The organism is Halopseudomonas sp. (assembly GCF_036960865.1).
In the GTDB taxonomy this organism is placed as follows: Bacteria; Pseudomonadota; Gammaproteobacteria; order Pseudomonadales; family Pseudomonadaceae; genus Halopseudomonas.
The window spans coordinates 224,294-241,245 of sequence record NZ_JBALWE010000005.1 but is presented as its reverse complement, the minus strand read 5'-3'; the positions used below and the strand labels follow the sequence as shown (position 1 = coordinate 241,245).

Genomic DNA, 16,952 nt, shown 5'->3' with positions numbered 1-16,952 from the left:
GCAGCCCGCTTTCTGCGGACGACCATGGGCAAAGAAAAACAAGCCATCAAGCTGCTGATTCTGGACGACTCGCAAAACAACGCAGAACGTCTGGTAAGCCTGTTGCGCAATGCCGGGCATGCGACACGTGCGCATCGCATCACCTCGGTCGAAGACCTGCAGGAGTCGCTGCAACAGACTTGGGATTTGTGCCTGGCCAGACCTGAAACGAGCTTCATGACAGCGCATGAGGCCGTTAGCCTGATTGCTCGTCAATCCCGCGACATTCCCTTTATTCTGCTCACTCCCACGCCCAGCACCGAGCTGCGCATTGATGCGCTGCGCGCCGGTATGCAGGATGCCTTGAGTGATGAAAGTGATGCACTGCTGACGCTGGTTGCCAATCGCGAGCTGGCCAACCTGCATGCGCGTCGCCAGCGCCGCATCTCAGAACAGAGTCTGCGCGAGGCAGAAAAGCGTTGTCAGTTATTGCTCGACAGCTCGGTCGATGCTATCGCCTATGTACACGATGGCATGCACATCTACGCCAACCGCGCCTACATCCAACTGTTTGGCTATGAAGATGCCGACGACCTGGCCGCCGAACCCATGGTGGGCCTCATTGCTGCGGAGGACCAAGGCCGCTTCAAGGACTTCCTGCGCACCTATGTGCAGCAGGGCGGACAGAACGAAATCCGCTGCAAAGGTCTCGACAGCAGCGGCAAACAGTTCCCTATACAGATAAGTTTTTCACCTGCCAGCTACGACAGCGAACCTTGTACCCAGGTGGTCATCCGCGCAGAAACTGCCAGCGCCGAATTTGAAGAAAAGCTCAAGGTGATGGCCAGCCGCGACCTGGTTACAGGATTGTTTAACCGCTCCTACTTCCAGGAAGAACTGGAAACGATCCGCGATAACGCCGTACGACTGGGCCAAACCAGCAGCCTGGCGTATATGAGTATTGACGGATTTAGCACCCTACAGGCAGACATCGGTCTCGGTGGCGCCGACTTGGTGCTGACCGATATAGCCCAGATGCTGCGCGAGCATTTTGCGGAAGGTACCCTGATTGCCCGTTTCGGCGATGATGCCTGCAGCGTGCTGATACCAGGCAAGGAGCCAGAGGCTGCCGTAGAGACTCTGGATCAACTGCGCCAGAAAGTCGAAGCCAACCTCTTTGAAGCCAATGGCAGAACAGTACAAATCACCCTGAGCATTGGCGTGTCGGCCATCAGTGAAACCAGCGCTGACCCGACCGAGGCAGTCAACCGGGCCCACCGACTGGCAGACCAGATAAGCCATTCGAGCGGCAACGCAGTCAAGGTCTTCAACCCACTCGAAGAGCTGGCTCATCAGGCCAACCGTGGCAACCTGATTGCGCTGATCAAGCACACCTTGGAGACCAATGGTTTCCGCCTGCTGTTCCAGCCTGTCATCAGCTTGCGTGGCGATGAAGCCGAGAACTATGAAACCTTCCTGCGCCTGCTCAACCATGAAGGCGAAGAGGTACCGGCTGCAGACTTTCTGCCTGCCGCACAAGAAGCCGGACTCGCGGCGGAGATTGATCGCTGGGTTATCACGCAGGCCACACGCCTGCTCAGCAGCCATCGTAATAAGGGGGCTGACACCCATTTGCTGCTCAACCTCAGCAGCGCCAGCCTGCAGAACCCGGAACTCGTCGAGTGGATCGCTGGGCAACTTAAAGAAGCCAGACTGCCTCCGGATTCGATCATCTTCCAGTTCAATGACGCTGACGTGAACACCTACCTCAAACAGGCAAAAGCCCACACAGAGGCACTGCACGCCATGCATTGCAAGGTATCGCTGAGCCACTTCGGCGGTGCCCTGAACCCTTATGCATCACTCAAGCACGTGCATGCCGACTACATCAAGATTGACGGCTCGTTTGCCCGCGACCTGTCCGACCCCGACGCGGTCGAGACGCTTAAAGAGATGGTGTCTACACTGCACGCACAAGGCAAACTGACCATCGTCCCCTATGTGGACAGCGCAGCGATGATGCCAACGCTGTGGCAGGCTGGCGTCAACTATATTCAGGGCCATTATCTGCAGCCGCCAAGCGACAGCATGAATTACGACTTTTCTGCCGACTGAACCACGGGTGCTCGGCTAGCCGGGCACCCGTGGTTCGATTCTCCTGACACTCAGCCACCCTCACGATCACGAAAACCGAGCAGGTAAAGAATCCCATCCAGCCCGAGTGTCGAAATTGCCTGTTTGGCCGATTGCTTGACCAGCGGTTTGGCGCGGAAAGCAACGCCCAGACCGGCGATCGACAACATCGGCAAATCATTTGCACCGTCACCCACCGCAATGGTCTGTTCCAGACTGATACCCTCCTGCTGCGCCAACTGCCGCAACAGTTCTGCCTTGCGCTGACCGTCCACAATCGGCTCCTGCACTTCGCCGGTTACCAGGCCATTTTCCACCGGTAACGCGTTGGCAAACACATAATCGATACCCAAACGCCGCTGCAACTGTTCGGCAAAGTAGGTAAAGCCGCCTGAGAGAATGGCAGTCTTGTAGCCCAAGCGACGCAGCTGAGCGATCAAGGTCTCCGCGCCTTCGGTCAGCCGCAGCGATGCGCCAATCTGCTCGAGAGTCGATATGGGCAAGCCTTTCAGCAACGCCATTCGCTCGCGGAAACTGGCCTTGAAGTCCAACTCCCCCCGCATTGCCCGCTCGGTGATCTCCGCCACCGCGTGGCCCACACCCGCCGCTTTGGCCAACTCGTCGATTACCTCGGCGTCAATCAGCGTGGAGTCCATGTCGAACACCACAAGACGTCGATTACGGCGGAATATGCTGTCCTGCTGAAAAGCGATATCGACACTCAGCTCCTGTGCAATAGCAAGGAACTCGGCACGCAGCGCGGCCGGATCATCCGGCTCGCCACGCACGGAGAATTCGATGCAACCCTTGCCCTGATCGGCAGGCAAACCCTCGGGAATGCGTCCGGAGAGCCGATCAATGTGGTCGATATTGAGCCCATAGCGTGCCGTGATTTCGCTGACCCGAGCAATGTGCTCTGCGGTCACTCGCCGCGCCAGCAGCGTGACTATGTGCCGCGGCTTACCCTGACCGGTAACCCAACGCCCATACTCCTCGGCGCTGACCGGCGTGAAGCGCACCTGCTGATCCAGCTCGTAACCACGAAAGAGAACATCCTTGAGCACATCCGAGAGACCTTCTTCGCCCGTCATCTCGACCAGTATCCCAAACGACAGCGTGTCGTGAATCACGGCCTGCCCGATGTCCAGAATGTTTACCTCGGCCTTCGCCAGCAGCCCGGTAATAGCTGCGGTCAGCCCCGGACGGTCAGGGCCGGTAATATTGATCAGGACGATTTCCTTCAAGGTAACCTCATGCGCCAAGCTGAAAACAACATTCTACCCGGAATTGGCAACGGCCTCACAGATGAACCCTTTTTCCATGCAGAGGGAATGGCTATACTCGGCGCTTGAGCCGCCAGCGGCCAGCCTTTGCCCACCCCTGCCAATGTCGAGTCCACCTTTGAGCCGCTCAAGCCCTACCCCAGATAACCTGTTTCTGCGCAGCTATACCCAAATTCGACAAGGCTGCAGCAAGTTTCGCTACGCGGTCCCGCTACTAACCGTAGTGCCCTTATTGGTGCTTTTTCTACTCACCTTGTGGTTCAGTCAGGTTCACCTGCAACGCGACATCGCCACCCAGGCTGATCGCATCGGCAGCTCCCTCGCACGGCAAATTGCCTCCAGTGCCGCCGAGCCGCTGGCTGCCGGCGACAACCTCAGCCTCAACATCCTGCTGGCCGAATGGAACCAGAATCCGTTGATCGCCCATGTCAGCCTGTACTCCCCGGCCAACCGAGTGATCGCCGAAGCCGGTGCCAAGCCCGCCGCACACAACCGTGCGCCTGGCCAGGGGCGATATATTGCAGCAGTCCTGCAGCAAGATCAGATCGCTGGCCAGATTCAATTGGTATTGGCGGCACAGCCGCTGCGTCAGCCAAGCGCCAATCTGATCCGGCAAATGCTCTGGGCGCTGATCGGCATCGCCTTATGCGCCGGCTTACTGGCCTGGTACTGGGCCACACGGCTGCGCCGCGATCTCGCCGCCATCGCCCAATGGGACACAACACCCAGCTACCCAGCGCCAGCCAGCAGTCGACATGATGAGCTAGGTGAATTTGCTCGTACTCTGACGCAACAGCGTGGCCTTTACCCCGAGCCGGCACCTGCACCGATGACCATCCCGGAGCCCGACACCAGCGTTGCGCCCGCCCCTTCGAAGCACACGGAACCGAGCAGCGCAGCTGATAGCCTTGAGGCCGAGGTTGAGGCCGAAGACGCTCAAAAAATGGTAGCCGAGGCAGCAGCCCCCGTGGACGGCGAAGAGGCAGACGCGGAGAGTGACGAAGCAGCAGCTGAAAGTGAAGCCGAGGATGAAGGTGAAGGTGAAGAAGCTGCCCTGCAGTTGCCCCATCACGCCATGCTGGCAGTACGCCTGGGCAATCAGGAGGCTCTGCGCCGACTGCCCCGCCAGCGCCTGATGGCGTTGCTGGAGCGTTACCGCGAACACGTACAACGGGCCGCCCAGCTCTACGCCGGCCAGCAACATACCCTGTACGATGGCACCAGCGTGCTGTTGTTCAGCCCAGGCGCCGAGAACACACGCGATGAGTTAACCCATGGTCTATGCTGCGGTGAGCTGCTGCGTGTGCTGGGTCACGATCTGCAGATCGAGATAGCGGATACCGGTATCGCGCTGCACCTGCAGTTGGCGCTTTGCCACGCACCGGGGCTGGAAAACATCAGTGACGAAGCCCTGGTTGAGCATGAGCTGGGCAAACGTACACTCGATCAGCTACAGCACAGCCGTAACCTGCTACTGGTAGACGCAGACCTGGCAGGTGGCGGCACTCTGGCCGATAGCGCCGTCGCCAGACGCCTGGCTAGCCAGCCCGGCATCTTCTGCATCGAGCGGCTGCTGGAGCCCTATCAATCCATGATCGAAAGCCAACTGAACAAACTCTACAACCAGCGCCAGGGCTGAACCAGCCCCGGCGCTGCACCTACTACTCCTCCGCTGGAGCAGTAGGTGCACTCGGCGCAGAAGGCGACTCTACCGTTACTGCATCGACCTTCTGGAAGCCACGCGGCAGCTTGTTGCCACGCCGTCCGCGTTCACCACAGTAGTGATCCAGATCCGAGGGTTTCAACGTTAGCGTACGCTTGCCAGCCGACAACACCAAGCAGGCACCCGGCGGCAACACGGCCAATCCGGCCACAAACTCCTCCCGGGTTTTCACCCGCGCCGAAGGTAGCGACAGAATTTTGTTGCCCTTGCCTTTCGACAATTGCGGCAACTCCGCCAGACTGAACACCAGCAGCCGACCTTCATTGGATACAGCCGCCAGTTGGCTGTGCGCCAAGTCCCGCACCCGTTGCGGCGGGAGAATACGACCACCCTCCGGCACGCTCAGCAGCGCCTTACCGTTCTTGTTCTTCGCCAGCAGATCAGCTCCCTGGGCAACAAAACCATAGCCGGCGTCCGAAGCCAGCAGATAAAGCGCCTCGTCGTCAGGCATCAATACCGTCTCGAAGCTTGCTCCGGACGGCGGATTGAAGCGACCGGTCAACGGCTCGCCCTGCCCTCGCGCAGAAGGTAGTGTGTGTGCGGGCAACGAATAGCTACGACCGCTACTGTCAATAAACACCGCCTGCTGATTAGTACGACCCGCTGCCTGATCAAGGAAGGCGTCACCGGCCTTGTAGCTCAGCGTGGCGCCGTCGATATCGTGGCCCTTGGCGCAGCGCGCCCAGCCCTTCTCTGACAGCACGACCGTCACCGGCTCGGAAGGCACCAGTTCGGTTTCTGAGAGCGCGCGCGCCTCTTTGCGTTCAACCAGCGGTGACCGGCGAACATCGCCGTAGGCCTCGGCATCCGCTACCAGCTCGTCACGCACCTTGTCACGCAGCAGGCGCTCATTGCCTAGCACTTTCTGCAGCTCATCACGTTCGGCGGCCAGGGCATCCTGCTCACCACGAATCTTCATCTCTTCCAGGCGCGCCAGCTGACGCAGGCGGGTATCCAGAATGTAGTCAGCCTGCAACTCACTGAGCTCAAAACGCGCAATCAGCTCGGCTTTTGGGTGCTCCTCAGTGCGGATGATGTGAATGACTTCATCCAGATTCAGAAAGGCAACCAACAAGCCTTCCAACAGGTGCAGACGGGCAAGTACCTTATCCAGCCTGAACTGCAAGCGCCGGCGTACCGTGGCAACGCGAAAGCCCAGCCACTCACTGAGCAAGGTCCAAAGGTCTTTCACTGCGGGCTTGCCGTCGGTGCCGATTACGTTCATGTTGACGCGGTAGCTGTGCTCCAGATCAGTGGTAGCGAACAGATGCTGCATCAGCTCGTCCAGGTCGATGCGGTTGGAGCGTGGCACTACGACGATGCGGGTGGGGTTCTCGTGATCCGACTCATCGCGCAGGTCAGCCACCATCGGCAGCTTCTTGTTCTGCATCTGGCTGGCAATCTGCTCCAGCACCTTGGCGCCAGAAACCTGATGCGGCAAGGCGGTAATGACCACATCGCCGTCTTCACGGTTCCATACCGCGCGGGCGCGTACCGAGCCGCGACCGGTCGCATAAATTTTCAGCAGGTCACTGCGGGGCGTAATGATCTCCGCCTCGGTCGGAAAGTCAGGGCCATTTACATGTTCAAGAATCTCATCCAGCCCAGCGCCGGGATCATCCAGCAAACGCACACAGGCCGCCGCCACTTCACGCAGGTTGTGCGGCGGGATATCGGTGGCCATGCCTACGGCAATACCGGTGGTGCCATTGAGCAGTAGATTTGGCAGACGCGCCGGCAACACCATGGGTTCGTCCATGGTGCCGTCGAAATTGGGTTGCCAATCGACAGTACCCTGCCCCAACTCGGTCAGCAGCACCTCGCTGTACCGCGCCAGACGCGCTTCGGTATAACGCATCGCGGCAAATGACTTGGGATCGTCGGGCGCCCCCCAGTTGCCCTGACCGTCTACCAGCGGATAGCGGTAGGAGAAGGGTTGCGCCATCAGCACCATGGCTTCGTAGCAGGCGGAGTCGCCATGCGGGTGGTACTTACCCAGTACATCACCTACAGTACGCGCCGACTTTTTGTGCTTGGAGGTGGCCGATAAACCCAACTCGCTCATCGCATAAATGATGCGGCGTTGCACCGGCTTCAGGCCGTCGCCAATGTGCGGCAGCGCACGATCCATGATGACGTACATGGAGTAATTGAGATAAGCCTCTTCGGTGAAAGACGCCAGCGTGCGGCGTTCTACCCCTTCCAGGCTTAGGTCCAGGCCATCACTCATACTTGTTCTCCGTTATGGCAACCGGCGAAAACCGGTCACCGTACTGCATATTCATTGATACTGGCGCAGCAGCAGGTCTCCGCCACGCGAACTGAAGTCCAATTGCCGCAGGGCACTCATGCCCAGCAACACGTCATCACCGCCCATGCCCGGCACTATCCCGGCATCCACATCTCGCAGCTCGATGTCGCCGATGCGCAGACGCTGCAAACGCGTGCTGAACCCCGGTGCGCTGCCGTTGGCCGTTTCCACCATAAAGCGGCGTCCTCGCTGCAGGCCCATTTCCTCGGCCAGCTCGGCGGGTATGGCAACAAAGGACGCTCCGGTATCGACCAGAAAGGTCACTGCTTGCTGGTTGATCTGGCCGTCCACCAGAAAATGCCCTTGCCGATTTGCTTCAAGCCGCACCTCCACGGCGTTGTCCAGGTGGCGCGATTCCGGCTGCTGGTTGGGGTTCTGCTGCCGCTTTTCCACGCCACTGAACCAGTAGGCAGCCAGCAGCAGACCGGCAGCCCAGGCCAGAATCAGCATTCCGGTGCCCAGCTTGCGCTGGGCCGGTGGCGGGGCATCAGTCACTTTTGGCACCATCCTGCCAGTCGGTCGGCAGGGCAAACTGGAATATCCATGGCTGTCCGTCACCGTCGGGACGTACGCGATCATTGTTGTCCAGACCAATCATGATGCCGTCCTCGTTGATCAACAGCGCCTCGGCCAGCCCGTAAGGCGCATCCGGGTATATATAAGGGTCGGACAGTATCGTCTGAGCAAACGACCAGCAGCGCTCGCGAGCGCCCGACAGAGTGCTGCGCCGGCAAACCTGATGGGCGTTGCGCTCCAGCGTCCAGAGCTTGCCCTGCCAGAGCACCAAGTCGGAGAAGTCGACTGGCAGAACTTCTTTATTCAACACGCCCGGCGCAAAGGCATCTGTAGGCAGAAAACGACGCTCAGCCAAAAGCACACAGCCGGCCAGCGGACAACGCCACTGCTGATCCTGCCGCTGCAGCTTGAGCAGGCCACGGCCTTGGCGCTCAGCCGCGAGCCAGATTGTGTCGGCATCGGCGTTGATCGCCACGCCTTCTGCCAACGCATTCACCTGTTGCCAGAGGCCCTGGCTTTCGCCTTGAGTGTAAACTGCCGGATCCAGGTCCAGCCATTGCCCCTTGATCGGCGCGGCCGCGACCGGCGGCAACTTGAGTACTCCCAACTGGCTTTCACTGACCAGATAGCGATTGCCTTCACCGTCGCAGGCCAATCCCTCGAAATCCAGAGCCTGACCGCTCAGACCGCGCAACCAGGCCCCTGCCAACAGCTTCACCGGCAGCATGCTGGGCGCATTATCCGGCAACTCGAAATATTCGCCGCTGGCTTGCCAACCGGCCTCTGACAGGCTCAGTTCATACAGCGTTTGATCTTCACGATCCGAGACCGCGAGCAAGCGTTCACCACAGTATTGCAAGGCCGAGAGGTTGCCACGCGGCATGCCGTCAACCGCGGCCGCGTGTTGCAGGCTCAGTTCCGACGAGCGCTCAAAGGCCGCGGCGGTAAAGGATAAAAACAGGCTGCAACCCAGCAAAAAGCCCTTTGCTGTCTGACTCAAAGCAGTACCTCGGCCAGGTTGCCCTTGCTCTCCAGCCAGATTTTGCGGTCGCCCGAGCGCTTCTTAGCCAGCAGCATGTCCATCAACTGCTCTGTGTCTTGGGTATCGTCCACGGTCAATTGCACCAGACGCCGGGTATCCGGCGCCATAGTGGTTTCACGCAACTGCAGCGGATTCATTTCGCCCAGACCTTTGAAGCGGGTGACCTGAATCTTGCCGCGCTTGCCTTCGGCCTCAATGCGGTCAAGGATGCCCTGTTTCTCGGCGTCATCCAGCGCGTAGTAGATGTCCTTGCCGATATCCACACGATATAGCGGCGGCATGGCCACAAACACATGACCCGCTTCAACCAGTGGCCGGAAATGGCGGACAAAGAGCGCGCACAGCAAGGTGGCGATGTGCAGCCCGTCGGAGTCAGCGTCAGCGAGGATGCAGATCTTGCCGTAGCGCAACTGCTCCAGACTGACGGCGCCCGGATCGACGCCAATGGCCACGGCAATATCGTGCACCTCCTGCGAGCCCAAAACCTCACCGGAGTCGACCTCCCAGGTATTCAGAATCTTGCCACGTAACGGCATGATCGCCTGAAACTCCTTGTCGCGCGCCTGCTTGGCACTGCCGCCGGCAGAATCACCTTCCACCAGAAACAGTTCCGAACGACGGGTATCCTGACCCACGCAATCGGCCAGCTTGCCCGGCAGCGCAGGCCCTTGAGTGATGCGCTTACGCTCAATTTTCTTACCGGCCTTGAGGCGGCGTCCAGCGTGGCTGATTGCCAGCTCGGCCAATTGCAGACCGATGTCGGCATGCTGGTTCAGCCACAGGCTGAACGCATCCTTGACCACGCCCGACACAAAGGCCGCGGATTCACGCGACGAGAGGCGCTCCTTGGTCTGACCGGAAAATTGCGCCTCGGCCATCTTCAGTGACAACACATAACTGACCCGCTCCCAGATATCCTCCGGGGCCAACTTGACGCCGCGCGGCAACAGGTTGCGAAACTCGCAGAACTCACGGATTGCCTCCAGCAAACCGGCACGCAGACCATTGACGTGAGTGCCACCCTGCGCGGTCGGAATGAGGTTAACGTAGCTTTCCTGTACCAGCTCGCCACCTTCGGGCAGCCAGAACACAGCCCAATCGACTGCCTCTTTGCTCGAAGACAGGCTGCCGGTGAAGGGCTCCTCCGGCAGTTTTGGCCATTCGGCGCAGGCGTCCACCAGGTAATCACGCAGACCATCCTCGTAATACCAGCTGTGGGTCTCACCGCTTTGCCGATCATCAAACTCGACTCTCAGGCCCGGGCACAGCACCGCCTTGGCCTTGAGCAGGTGTTTCAGGCGGGCAATACTGAATTTGGGGGAGTCAAAGTAACTGGGGTCGGGCCAGAACATCACGGTGGTACCGGTATTGCGCTTGCCCACCGTGCCGATAACTTCCAGCTCGCGCACTTTCTCGCCGCTCTCGAAGGCCATGGCGTATTCCTGGCCATCGCGCTTGACTCGCACCTCGACACGCAGCGACAGGGCATTGACCACAGAGATCCCCACGCCGTGCAAGCCACCGGAGAACTGATAGTTCTTGTTGGAAAATTTACCGCCAGCATGCAGCCGCGTCAGAATCAGCTCGACACCGGAAACGCCCTCCTCCGGATGAATATCCACCGGCATGCCGCGTCCGTCATCGCTTACCTCCAGCGCGTTATCCGGGTGCAATACGACCGTAATGGTTCGAGCATGCCCCGCCAGCGCCTCGTCGACGCTGTTATCGATGACTTCCTGCGCTAGGTGATTGGGGCGAGTGGTATCGGTGTACATACCCGGACGGCGGCGAACCGGGTCCAGGCCGCTGAGTACTTCCAGCGCATCAGCGTTGTAGGTCGATTGGGACATGGTCTTGGCGGTTTTCCTTGTTCTTCATGCCGCGGCCGGCATAGCTGAGGCCGCGATGAAAGCCGTACCTGACGGCTATTCTGCGAGACGGTAATCTGCGACACATAGTATCTGTCCGGCGCCGCCACTGCCAATGGCAGCGACGCGCCGTTCGCCGATCAAACTGACCGACAGAGGAGGGGCTGGGAGACCACGGCGTACCCCGGGCAACCGCGACGGTCGGCGCCGGCTCAGTAGCCTTCTGCATCGGGGTCGGGGAGATAACTTCCGGCCGGAAGCCGGGAGACGCCGGTTTCCAATTGACCATCGTCGTACAAACGCAGCCAGCGATAACCCGGTGCCAAGGTATCGGTCGCGAAATCGCGACTGTCAGCAGCGAACTGTACGCAAGTAGAAGGCGTGGCGAGCAGTCTGGCGCCTTGCCACACGCCGTCAAACTCCTGGTGCACATGGCCCCACAATATCGCCTTGACGGCGCCCTGCCCACTAAGTCGGTCGAACAGCGCATCCGTATTATGCAACCCGATGGGCTGCATCCAGCCACAGCCGATGTCTACCGGGTGGTGATGCAGACACACCATAAGGTGGCGCTCACCCGCAGTGGCCAGTGCATCGTCCAGACGTTGTAACTGGCTGTCAGCCAGATAGCCCGCGACCGACCCGGCGAGGCTCGAGTCCAGCAACACGATCCGCCAATTGCCGATATCAACCCAGTCGCGGCTCAGCCCGGAGGCATTGCCCAGCCGCTGCATCAGCGTCGCATCGTCGTGATTGCCGGGGATCCAGTGACAGGGCGCGGGCAACCGCAGGCTCGCGGCAATAAAGCGCCGGTAAGCGTCTTCACTGCCATCCTGGGCGATATCCCCGGTAGCCAACACCAAATCCATACGAACTATTTCATTCAGTACCAGATCGATAACCGAATTCAGACTGTCGAGCGTATCCAACCCCAACAGGTCTCCGCTGTCACGGGCAAACAAGTGGCTGTCGGTCAACTGCACTATGCAGACATAATCGGTGCCTGCCGATTCTGCTAACGACATGGAAACTCCATTCCTGATTTCCTTTCCGGCGCCAATCATGAACGCAGCTGCGAGCAGATTCCAGCGACTGGGTCACAGCCGCCGCGCAGGCAGTCACTGCACAAAGGAAAACGGCTGCGCACTTTGACCATGCCGCTGACAATAGCCAAGCCACTCCCCAAGAAACTGATTGAGCTGGTATTTCTCATCAGGCTGCAACATCTGCTCGTTGGGGTAAGGGTAAACACCTCGAAAACGCCGACTGTTATAAGCCGCCACCACCTCGGCCAGGCCGGCGTCGTGATACAAGCGCACCTCCATACTAGGCGGGGTTACCCACTCATGCCTGCGCTCGTGCGCGAGCAGCAGCGTAGAAGTATAACGACAGCGCTCCAGCACGCGCATCTGCAAGGCCTGGGGCTGACCGTCGCCAGCGTCCAGAGCAATGCGTCGCTCGTCCTGCTCATGCATGGCAGGCATCAGCTTGAGCAAGCGCCAGTAATTGGTTTCACACAGCGCCTGCAACCCGATCAGGTCGACCCGGTAGCGTGGTTTGCGCAATAAATTCATGGCTGCGGCCCCGCACTCGCGCGCAGCTGCGCGGCCTGCGTTTCAAGCCATTGCAGTGCAATGATGGTGGCTGCGTTATCGATTCGACCGCTGGACAGAGCCGCGACGGCCTCCGGCCGAGGCCATAGGCTCACGCGTATATCCTCCCCCTCCTCTTCCAGGCCGTGCACACCGCCGGCGCCACGGCTATCCACCGTTGCCAGGTAAAGATGAACCTGCTCGTCGCTGCCACCAGGCGAAGGGAAATAACGGATGATCGGGATCAGTTCCATCAATTGCAGGCCGGCTTCTTCCTCAGCCTCGCGGTGCGCCACCTGCTCGGGGGATTCGTCTTTATCGATCAGCCCGGCGACCAGCTCCAGCATCCAAGGACGCTCGCTCTTGTCGAGGGCGCCTACCCGCACCTGCTCGATCAGTACCACACGGTCGAGCCAAGGATCGTAAGGCAATACGCATACCGCGTCATGACGCACAAAAAGCTCGCGCCTCAGAGCCGGCCCCCAGCCGCCATTGAATAGGCGATGGCGAAGGGTCAGCACATCCAGGCGATAGAAACCCTTGAATCCGGTCTGCCGATCCAGCACCTCGACATCGGCACGGGTAAACTCCGTCACATAACCCCCAAGGGTTGTGCCTGACCAAGGGCCGCGGCACAACATGCGTGAACAGTAATTAAAGTGGCTCGCAGCAGGACGGGCAATGGCTGCCCGAAACCGCGACCAAGCCTCTAAACTCGCATATCTGCAGGGGCGTCGGCAAGCTTTCGGCAACCAGTACCCGACTGGCTGCCTAACGCCTCAGACTTTCTGATATAGCTGGGAGCCGGTGGCGCGAAACTCCTGCGATTTGGCCTGCATGCCCTCCTCTACCGCCATATCCACCGCCTTAATGCGCTGTGCCGCAGCGTAATCACGCACCTCCTGCGTGATCTTCATGGAGCAGAACTTGGGGCCACACATGGAGCAAAAATGCGCGACCTTGGCCGAATCCTTGGGCAGGGTCTCGTCATGGAACGCACGTGCGGTATCCGGATCCAGGCCCAGGTTGAACTGATCTTCCCAGCGGAACTCGAAGCGCGCCTTGCTCAGGGCGTTGTCGCGAATCTGTGCGCCGGGGTGCCCCTTGGCCAAGTCCGCCGCGTGGGCTGCGATCTTGTAGGTGATAATACCGGTCTTGACGTCATCACGGTTCGGCAGTCCGAGGTGCTCCTTGGGCGTCACGTAACAGAGCATGGCGCAACCGAACCAACCAATCATGGCGGCGCCAATCCCAGAGGTGATGTGGTCGTAACCCGGAGCGATGTCCGTGGTCAGCGGCCCCAGGGTATAGAAGGGAGCTTCGTCACAGCATTCGAGCTGTTTGTCCATGTTCTCCTTGATCAGCTGCATGGGCACATGCCCCGGCCCTTCGATCATGCACTGCACATCGTGCTTCCAGGCCAGCTTGGTCAGCTCGCCCAAGGTTTCCAGCTCACCGAACTGCGCTTCGTCATTGGCGTCGGCAATCGAGCCGGGGCGCAAACCATCGCCCAGCGAGAAGGACACGTCGTAGGCCTTCATGATTTCGCAGATGTCTTCGAAATGGGTATAGAGGAAGTTTTCCTGGTGATGCGCCAGGCACCACTTGGCCATGATCGAACCACCCCGCGAGACGATACCGGTTACCCGCTTGGCCGTCATGGGTACGTAACGCAGCAACACGCCGGCGTGAATGGTGAAATAATCAACGCCCTGCTCAGCCTGCTCGATCAGGGTGTCGCGGAAGATCTCCCAAGTCAGATTCTCCGCAATACCATCGACCTTCTCCAGCGCCTGATAGATAGGCACGGTGCCGATGGGGACAGGTGAGTTGCGGATGATCCATTCACGGGTTTCGTGAATGTTTTTGCCGGTAGACAGGTCCATCACCGTATCCGAGCCCCAGCGAATGCCCCAGGTCATCTTTTCCACTTCTTCTTCGATAGACGAGCCGAGTGCCGAGTTGCCGATGTTACCGTTGATCTTCACCAGGAAATTGCGGCCGATAATCATCGGCTCCAGCTCAGTATGGTTGATGTTGGCCGGGATGATGGCGCGGCCTCGGGCCACCTCGTCGCGCACAAATTCGGGCGTGATTTCCTTCGGCACACTGGCACCAAAACTGTGCCCTGAGTGTTGATCCTGCAACAGTCCAGCAGCGCGCGCCTCGGCCAGCTTCATATTTTCACGGATAGCGATGTATTCCATCTCCGGCGTGATGATGCCGCGGCGCGCATAGTGCATCTGGCTGACGTTGCGTCCGGGCAGCGCCCGGCGCGGCGTGCGTACGTGGGCAAAGCGCATATGGTCCAATGATGGATCGGACAGACGGGCACTGCCGAACTCAGAACTCAGGCCCGGCAAGACCTCGGTGTCGCCACGCGCGTCAATCCAGGGGCCACGCACGTCTGCCAATCCGGCACGCAGGTCAATCTTTACCGCCGGGTCGGTGTAGGGACCGGAGGTGTCATATACCAGTACCGGAGCATTGGGTTCGTTGCCCTTGTCGGTCTGGGTATCGGCCAGGCTGATTTCGCGCATGGGCACACGAATGTCCGGGCGTGAGCCCTGAACATAGATCTTGCGGGAGTTGGGGAAAGGCTGGGTGGCGGCGCTATCGGCCCCGGACGTGGCGATGGCGGTATCAGGCAATCTGCTGTTCATTGTTATGCTCCACTGCGTTTGGGTTTCGCAGGGAACCGAAAAGGCCGCGCGCCCCGCACGCTTTCGCGGCAGGAGTGCAGGCACTTATCTCGATTCCTACGCCGGTGCTAACCGGTTCAGGTTCAACGGGTATTATCTCAGCCCCCGCGTTTGCGGCAGCACCCCGTCAAGATGTCGGGCACAGTCTAGAAGCTCCCGCGCCCACCAGCAAGCCACGAAACCCGGCTATTTTCCTGAAGCGCGGCAAACAGTGCTCAGCCGACCAGCCGCCAGTATCGGGTCGCCCCCAGCCGTAAAAACACTTTGTTCCACCAGAGGCCCAATGCATTGCTTGACCCCGGGACATCGGCTCTTTAGCCTTGGTTGATTACTCCAACCATGCGAAGGATTCATGCATGCTGCGCCCCCTGTTTGCTGCCCTGTTGCTTGCCGGCGTTTCTAGCCCTGTAGCCGCCAATACCGATCTGATGACCATCTACCAGGAAGCATTGCTGAACAACGCCGATCTGGCCGCCGCCCAGGCAGATGCCAGAGCCCGGCAGGAGGCGTTACCGCAGGCCCGCTCGCAGCTGCTGCCCAACATCGGCATTGGCGCCGGCGCCGCGAAGGAAGACCTGGAGATCAATGGTGTGGGTGGCGATGAGTACAGCACGCACTACTACCAGGCCAGCCTGACCCAGCCGCTGTTTCGCGCCAACCGCTGGTTCGACTATCAGTCTGCCAAATCACTGAGCCAGCAGGCCGAGCTGGAGTTTTCCGCTACGCAGCAGAATCTCATTTTGGAAGTATCCCAAGCCTACTTCAATGTGCTGCGCGCCTCCGACAACCTGGCCACCGCTAAAGCCGAGGAAGACGCCTTCGAACGTCAGCTGGAGCAGGCCCAGGAGCGTTTTGATGTCGGCCTGTCTGCCCGCACCGACGTGCTCGAAGCACGCGCCGGTTATGACAGTTCGCGCGCCGCACGACTGACCGCCCAGACCAATCTGGACGTCAGCTACCAGGCACTGACCCGGTTGACCAACCAGGACTACCAAAGCCTGTATGGCATCAGCCACGAACTACCGGTACTGCCGCCCGCACCAGCCAACCTGCAGGAATGGGTAGAAACCGCCTCGGCGCAAAATCTCAACCTGATGGCGTCCCGTTATGCAATCAGCAGTGCTGAGGACGGCCTGCGTAGCAGCAAAGCCGGCTATGCCCCCGTGGTCGATGCCTTTGTGCGCTACAACGATAACAATGGTGGTGCCGAAGTCGCCCGCGCCGGTCAGAACGCATTCGACACCGAGCTGACCAGTTTTGGCGTAGAACTGAGCATGCCGCTGTTCACCGGTGGCCTGACTACATCGCAGGTGCGTGAGTCCACCTACCGCTTGACCCAGGCAGAACAGCTCAGCGAGGCGCAGCTGCGCCGAGTGGTGGAAAGCACTCGCAACCTCTATCGCACCGTGACCTCTAGCGTTGAAGAGGTGGATGCCCGCCGCCAGGCCATCGTTTCGGCCAAGGCAGCGCTGGATGCGACGCAAACCGGTTACGAGGTAGGCACCCGCAACGTGGTGGATGTACTCGAAGCGCAGCGCAACCTGTTCCGTACGGTGCGCGACTACAACACCGTGCGTTACAACTACATCATCGACAACCTCAGCCTGAAACAGGCCGCTGGCACCCTGAGCCCGCAGGACCTGGAAGAACTGTCGAAATGGTTGATTCCGGACTACGACCCAGACCGCGACTTCATCCCGGAACCCACCGAGGAAGAAATCGAGCGCATGTCGATGGGGCGCCAAGCCCCGGCCACACCGGCAGATGAGCAACTCGATCGCTCCACTTTCTGAGCTGAGATCA

12 protein-coding genes and 1 riboswitch are annotated in these 16,952 nt (G+C 59.8%); of the genes, 3 read left to right on the top strand and 9 right to left on the bottom strand.

Features of this window, described 5'->3' with window-relative positions; translation table 11 throughout:
• The first annotated feature begins 24 nt into the window (after positions 1–24).
• Positions 25–2,094 (top strand): EAL domain-containing protein, encoded by a 2,070-nt coding sequence (locus tag V7747_RS09120; protein ID WP_335615728.1) that lies wholly within the window; start codon positions 25–27, stop codon positions 2,092–2,094.
• A gap of 50 nt (positions 2,095–2,144) precedes the next feature.
• Here V7747_RS09120 and serB read toward each other — a convergent pair whose 3' ends face one another.
• Positions 2,145–3,356, bottom strand: coding sequence for a phosphoserine phosphatase SerB (serB, locus tag V7747_RS09115; RefSeq protein ID WP_335615727.1), 1,212 nt, complete (start codon positions 3,354–3,356; stop codon positions 2,145–2,147).
• Positions 3,357–3,630: 274 nt separating this feature from the next.
• Between serB and V7747_RS09110 the strand changes: the two genes are divergently transcribed.
• Positions 3,631–5,034 carry a hypothetical protein gene (locus tag V7747_RS09110; protein WP_335615726.1) on the top strand — a complete coding sequence of 468 codons (1,404 nt, stop codon included), beginning with the start codon at positions 3,631–3,633 and terminating at the stop codon, positions 5,032–5,034.
• 22 nt (positions 5,035–5,056) lie between these two features.
• On the opposite strand, the gene parC is transcribed toward V7747_RS09110, so the two are convergent.
• From parC to thiC, 8 genes are all read right to left on the bottom strand, one after another.
• A complete protein-coding gene (gene parC, locus V7747_RS09105; protein ID WP_335615725.1) occupies positions 5,057–7,348 on the bottom strand; it encodes a DNA topoisomerase IV subunit A in 2,292 nt (763 codons plus the stop codon).
• A 51-nt stretch (positions 7,349–7,399) separates the two neighbouring features.
• A complete protein-coding gene (locus V7747_RS09100; protein WP_335615815.1) occupies positions 7,400–7,879 on the bottom strand; it encodes a retropepsin-like aspartic protease family protein in 480 nt (159 codons plus the stop codon).
• Positions 7,880–7,916: 37 nt separating this feature from the next.
• Complete coding sequence (locus V7747_RS09095) at positions 7,917–8,945, bottom strand: esterase-like activity of phytase family protein (protein ID WP_335615724.1); 1,029 nt, start codon at positions 8,943–8,945, stop codon at positions 7,917–7,919.
• Complete coding sequence (parE, locus tag V7747_RS09090; protein WP_335615723.1) at positions 8,942–10,837, bottom strand: DNA topoisomerase IV subunit B; 1,896 nt, start codon at positions 10,835–10,837, stop codon at positions 8,942–8,944. The genes V7747_RS09095 and parE overlap by 4 nt, the downstream gene beginning before the upstream one ends.
• 230 nt (positions 10,838–11,067) lie before the next feature.
• The gene (gene cpdA, locus V7747_RS09085; protein WP_335615722.1) at positions 11,068–11,880 is read right to left on the bottom strand and encodes a 3',5'-cyclic-AMP phosphodiesterase; all 813 of its coding nucleotides are present in this window, start codon (positions 11,878–11,880) and stop codon (positions 11,068–11,070) included.
• A gap of 93 nt (positions 11,881–11,973) precedes the next feature.
• The gene (locus V7747_RS09080; protein WP_335615721.1) at positions 11,974–12,429 is read right to left on the bottom strand and encodes a DUF1249 domain-containing protein; all 456 of its coding nucleotides are present in this window, start codon (positions 12,427–12,429) and stop codon (positions 11,974–11,976) included.
• Entirely contained in the window at positions 12,426–13,043 is a 618-nt protein-coding gene (locus tag V7747_RS09075; RefSeq protein WP_335615720.1) for an NUDIX domain-containing protein, read from the bottom strand. Before V7747_RS09075 ends, V7747_RS09080 begins: the two co-directional genes overlap by 4 nt.
• Before the next feature lie 183 nt (positions 13,044–13,226).
• A complete protein-coding gene (gene thiC, locus V7747_RS09070; RefSeq protein ID WP_335615719.1) occupies positions 13,227–15,110 on the bottom strand; it encodes a phosphomethylpyrimidine synthase ThiC in 1,884 nt (627 codons plus the stop codon).
• 76 nt (positions 15,111–15,186) lie between these two features.
• Positions 15,187–15,286: riboswitch (TPP riboswitch) on the bottom strand.
• A 219-nt stretch (positions 15,287–15,505) separates the two neighbouring features.
• Between thiC and V7747_RS09065 the strand changes: the two genes are divergently transcribed.
• A complete protein-coding gene (locus tag V7747_RS09065) occupies positions 15,506–16,942 on the top strand; it encodes a TolC family outer membrane protein (protein ID WP_335615718.1) in 1,437 nt (478 codons plus the stop codon).
• Positions 16,943–16,952: the final 10 nt, after the last annotated feature.

Excerpts from the sequence above, each read along its gene's own strand:
- V7747_RS09120 (WP_335615728.1), top strand. The coding sequence starts at position 25 with ATGGGCAAAGAAAAACAAGCCATCAAGCTGCTGATTCTGGACGACTCG.
- parC (WP_335615725.1), bottom strand. The coding sequence starts at position 7,348 with ATGAGTGATGGCCTGGACCTAAGCCTGGAAGGGGTAGAACGCCGCACG.
- V7747_RS09100 (WP_335615815.1), bottom strand. The coding sequence starts at position 7,879 with ATGCTGATTCTGGCCTGGGCTGCCGGTCTGCTGCTGGCTGCCTACTGG.
- parE (WP_335615723.1), bottom strand. The coding sequence starts at position 10,837 with ATGTCCCAATCGACCTACAACGCTGATGCGCTGGAAGTACTCAGCGGC.
- V7747_RS09080 (WP_335615721.1), bottom strand. The coding sequence starts at position 12,429 with ATGAATTTATTGCGCAAACCACGCTACCGGGTCGACCTGATCGGGTTG.
- V7747_RS09065 (WP_335615718.1), top strand. The coding sequence starts at position 15,506 with ATGCTGCGCCCCCTGTTTGCTGCCCTGTTGCTTGCCGGCGTTTCTAGC.
- thiC (WP_335615719.1), bottom strand. The coding sequence starts at position 15,110 with ATGAACAGCAGATTGCCTGATACCGCCATCGCCACGTCCGGGGCCGAT.
- cpdA (WP_335615722.1), bottom strand. The coding sequence starts at position 11,880 with ATGTCGTTAGCAGAATCGGCAGGCACCGATTATGTCTGCATAGTGCAG.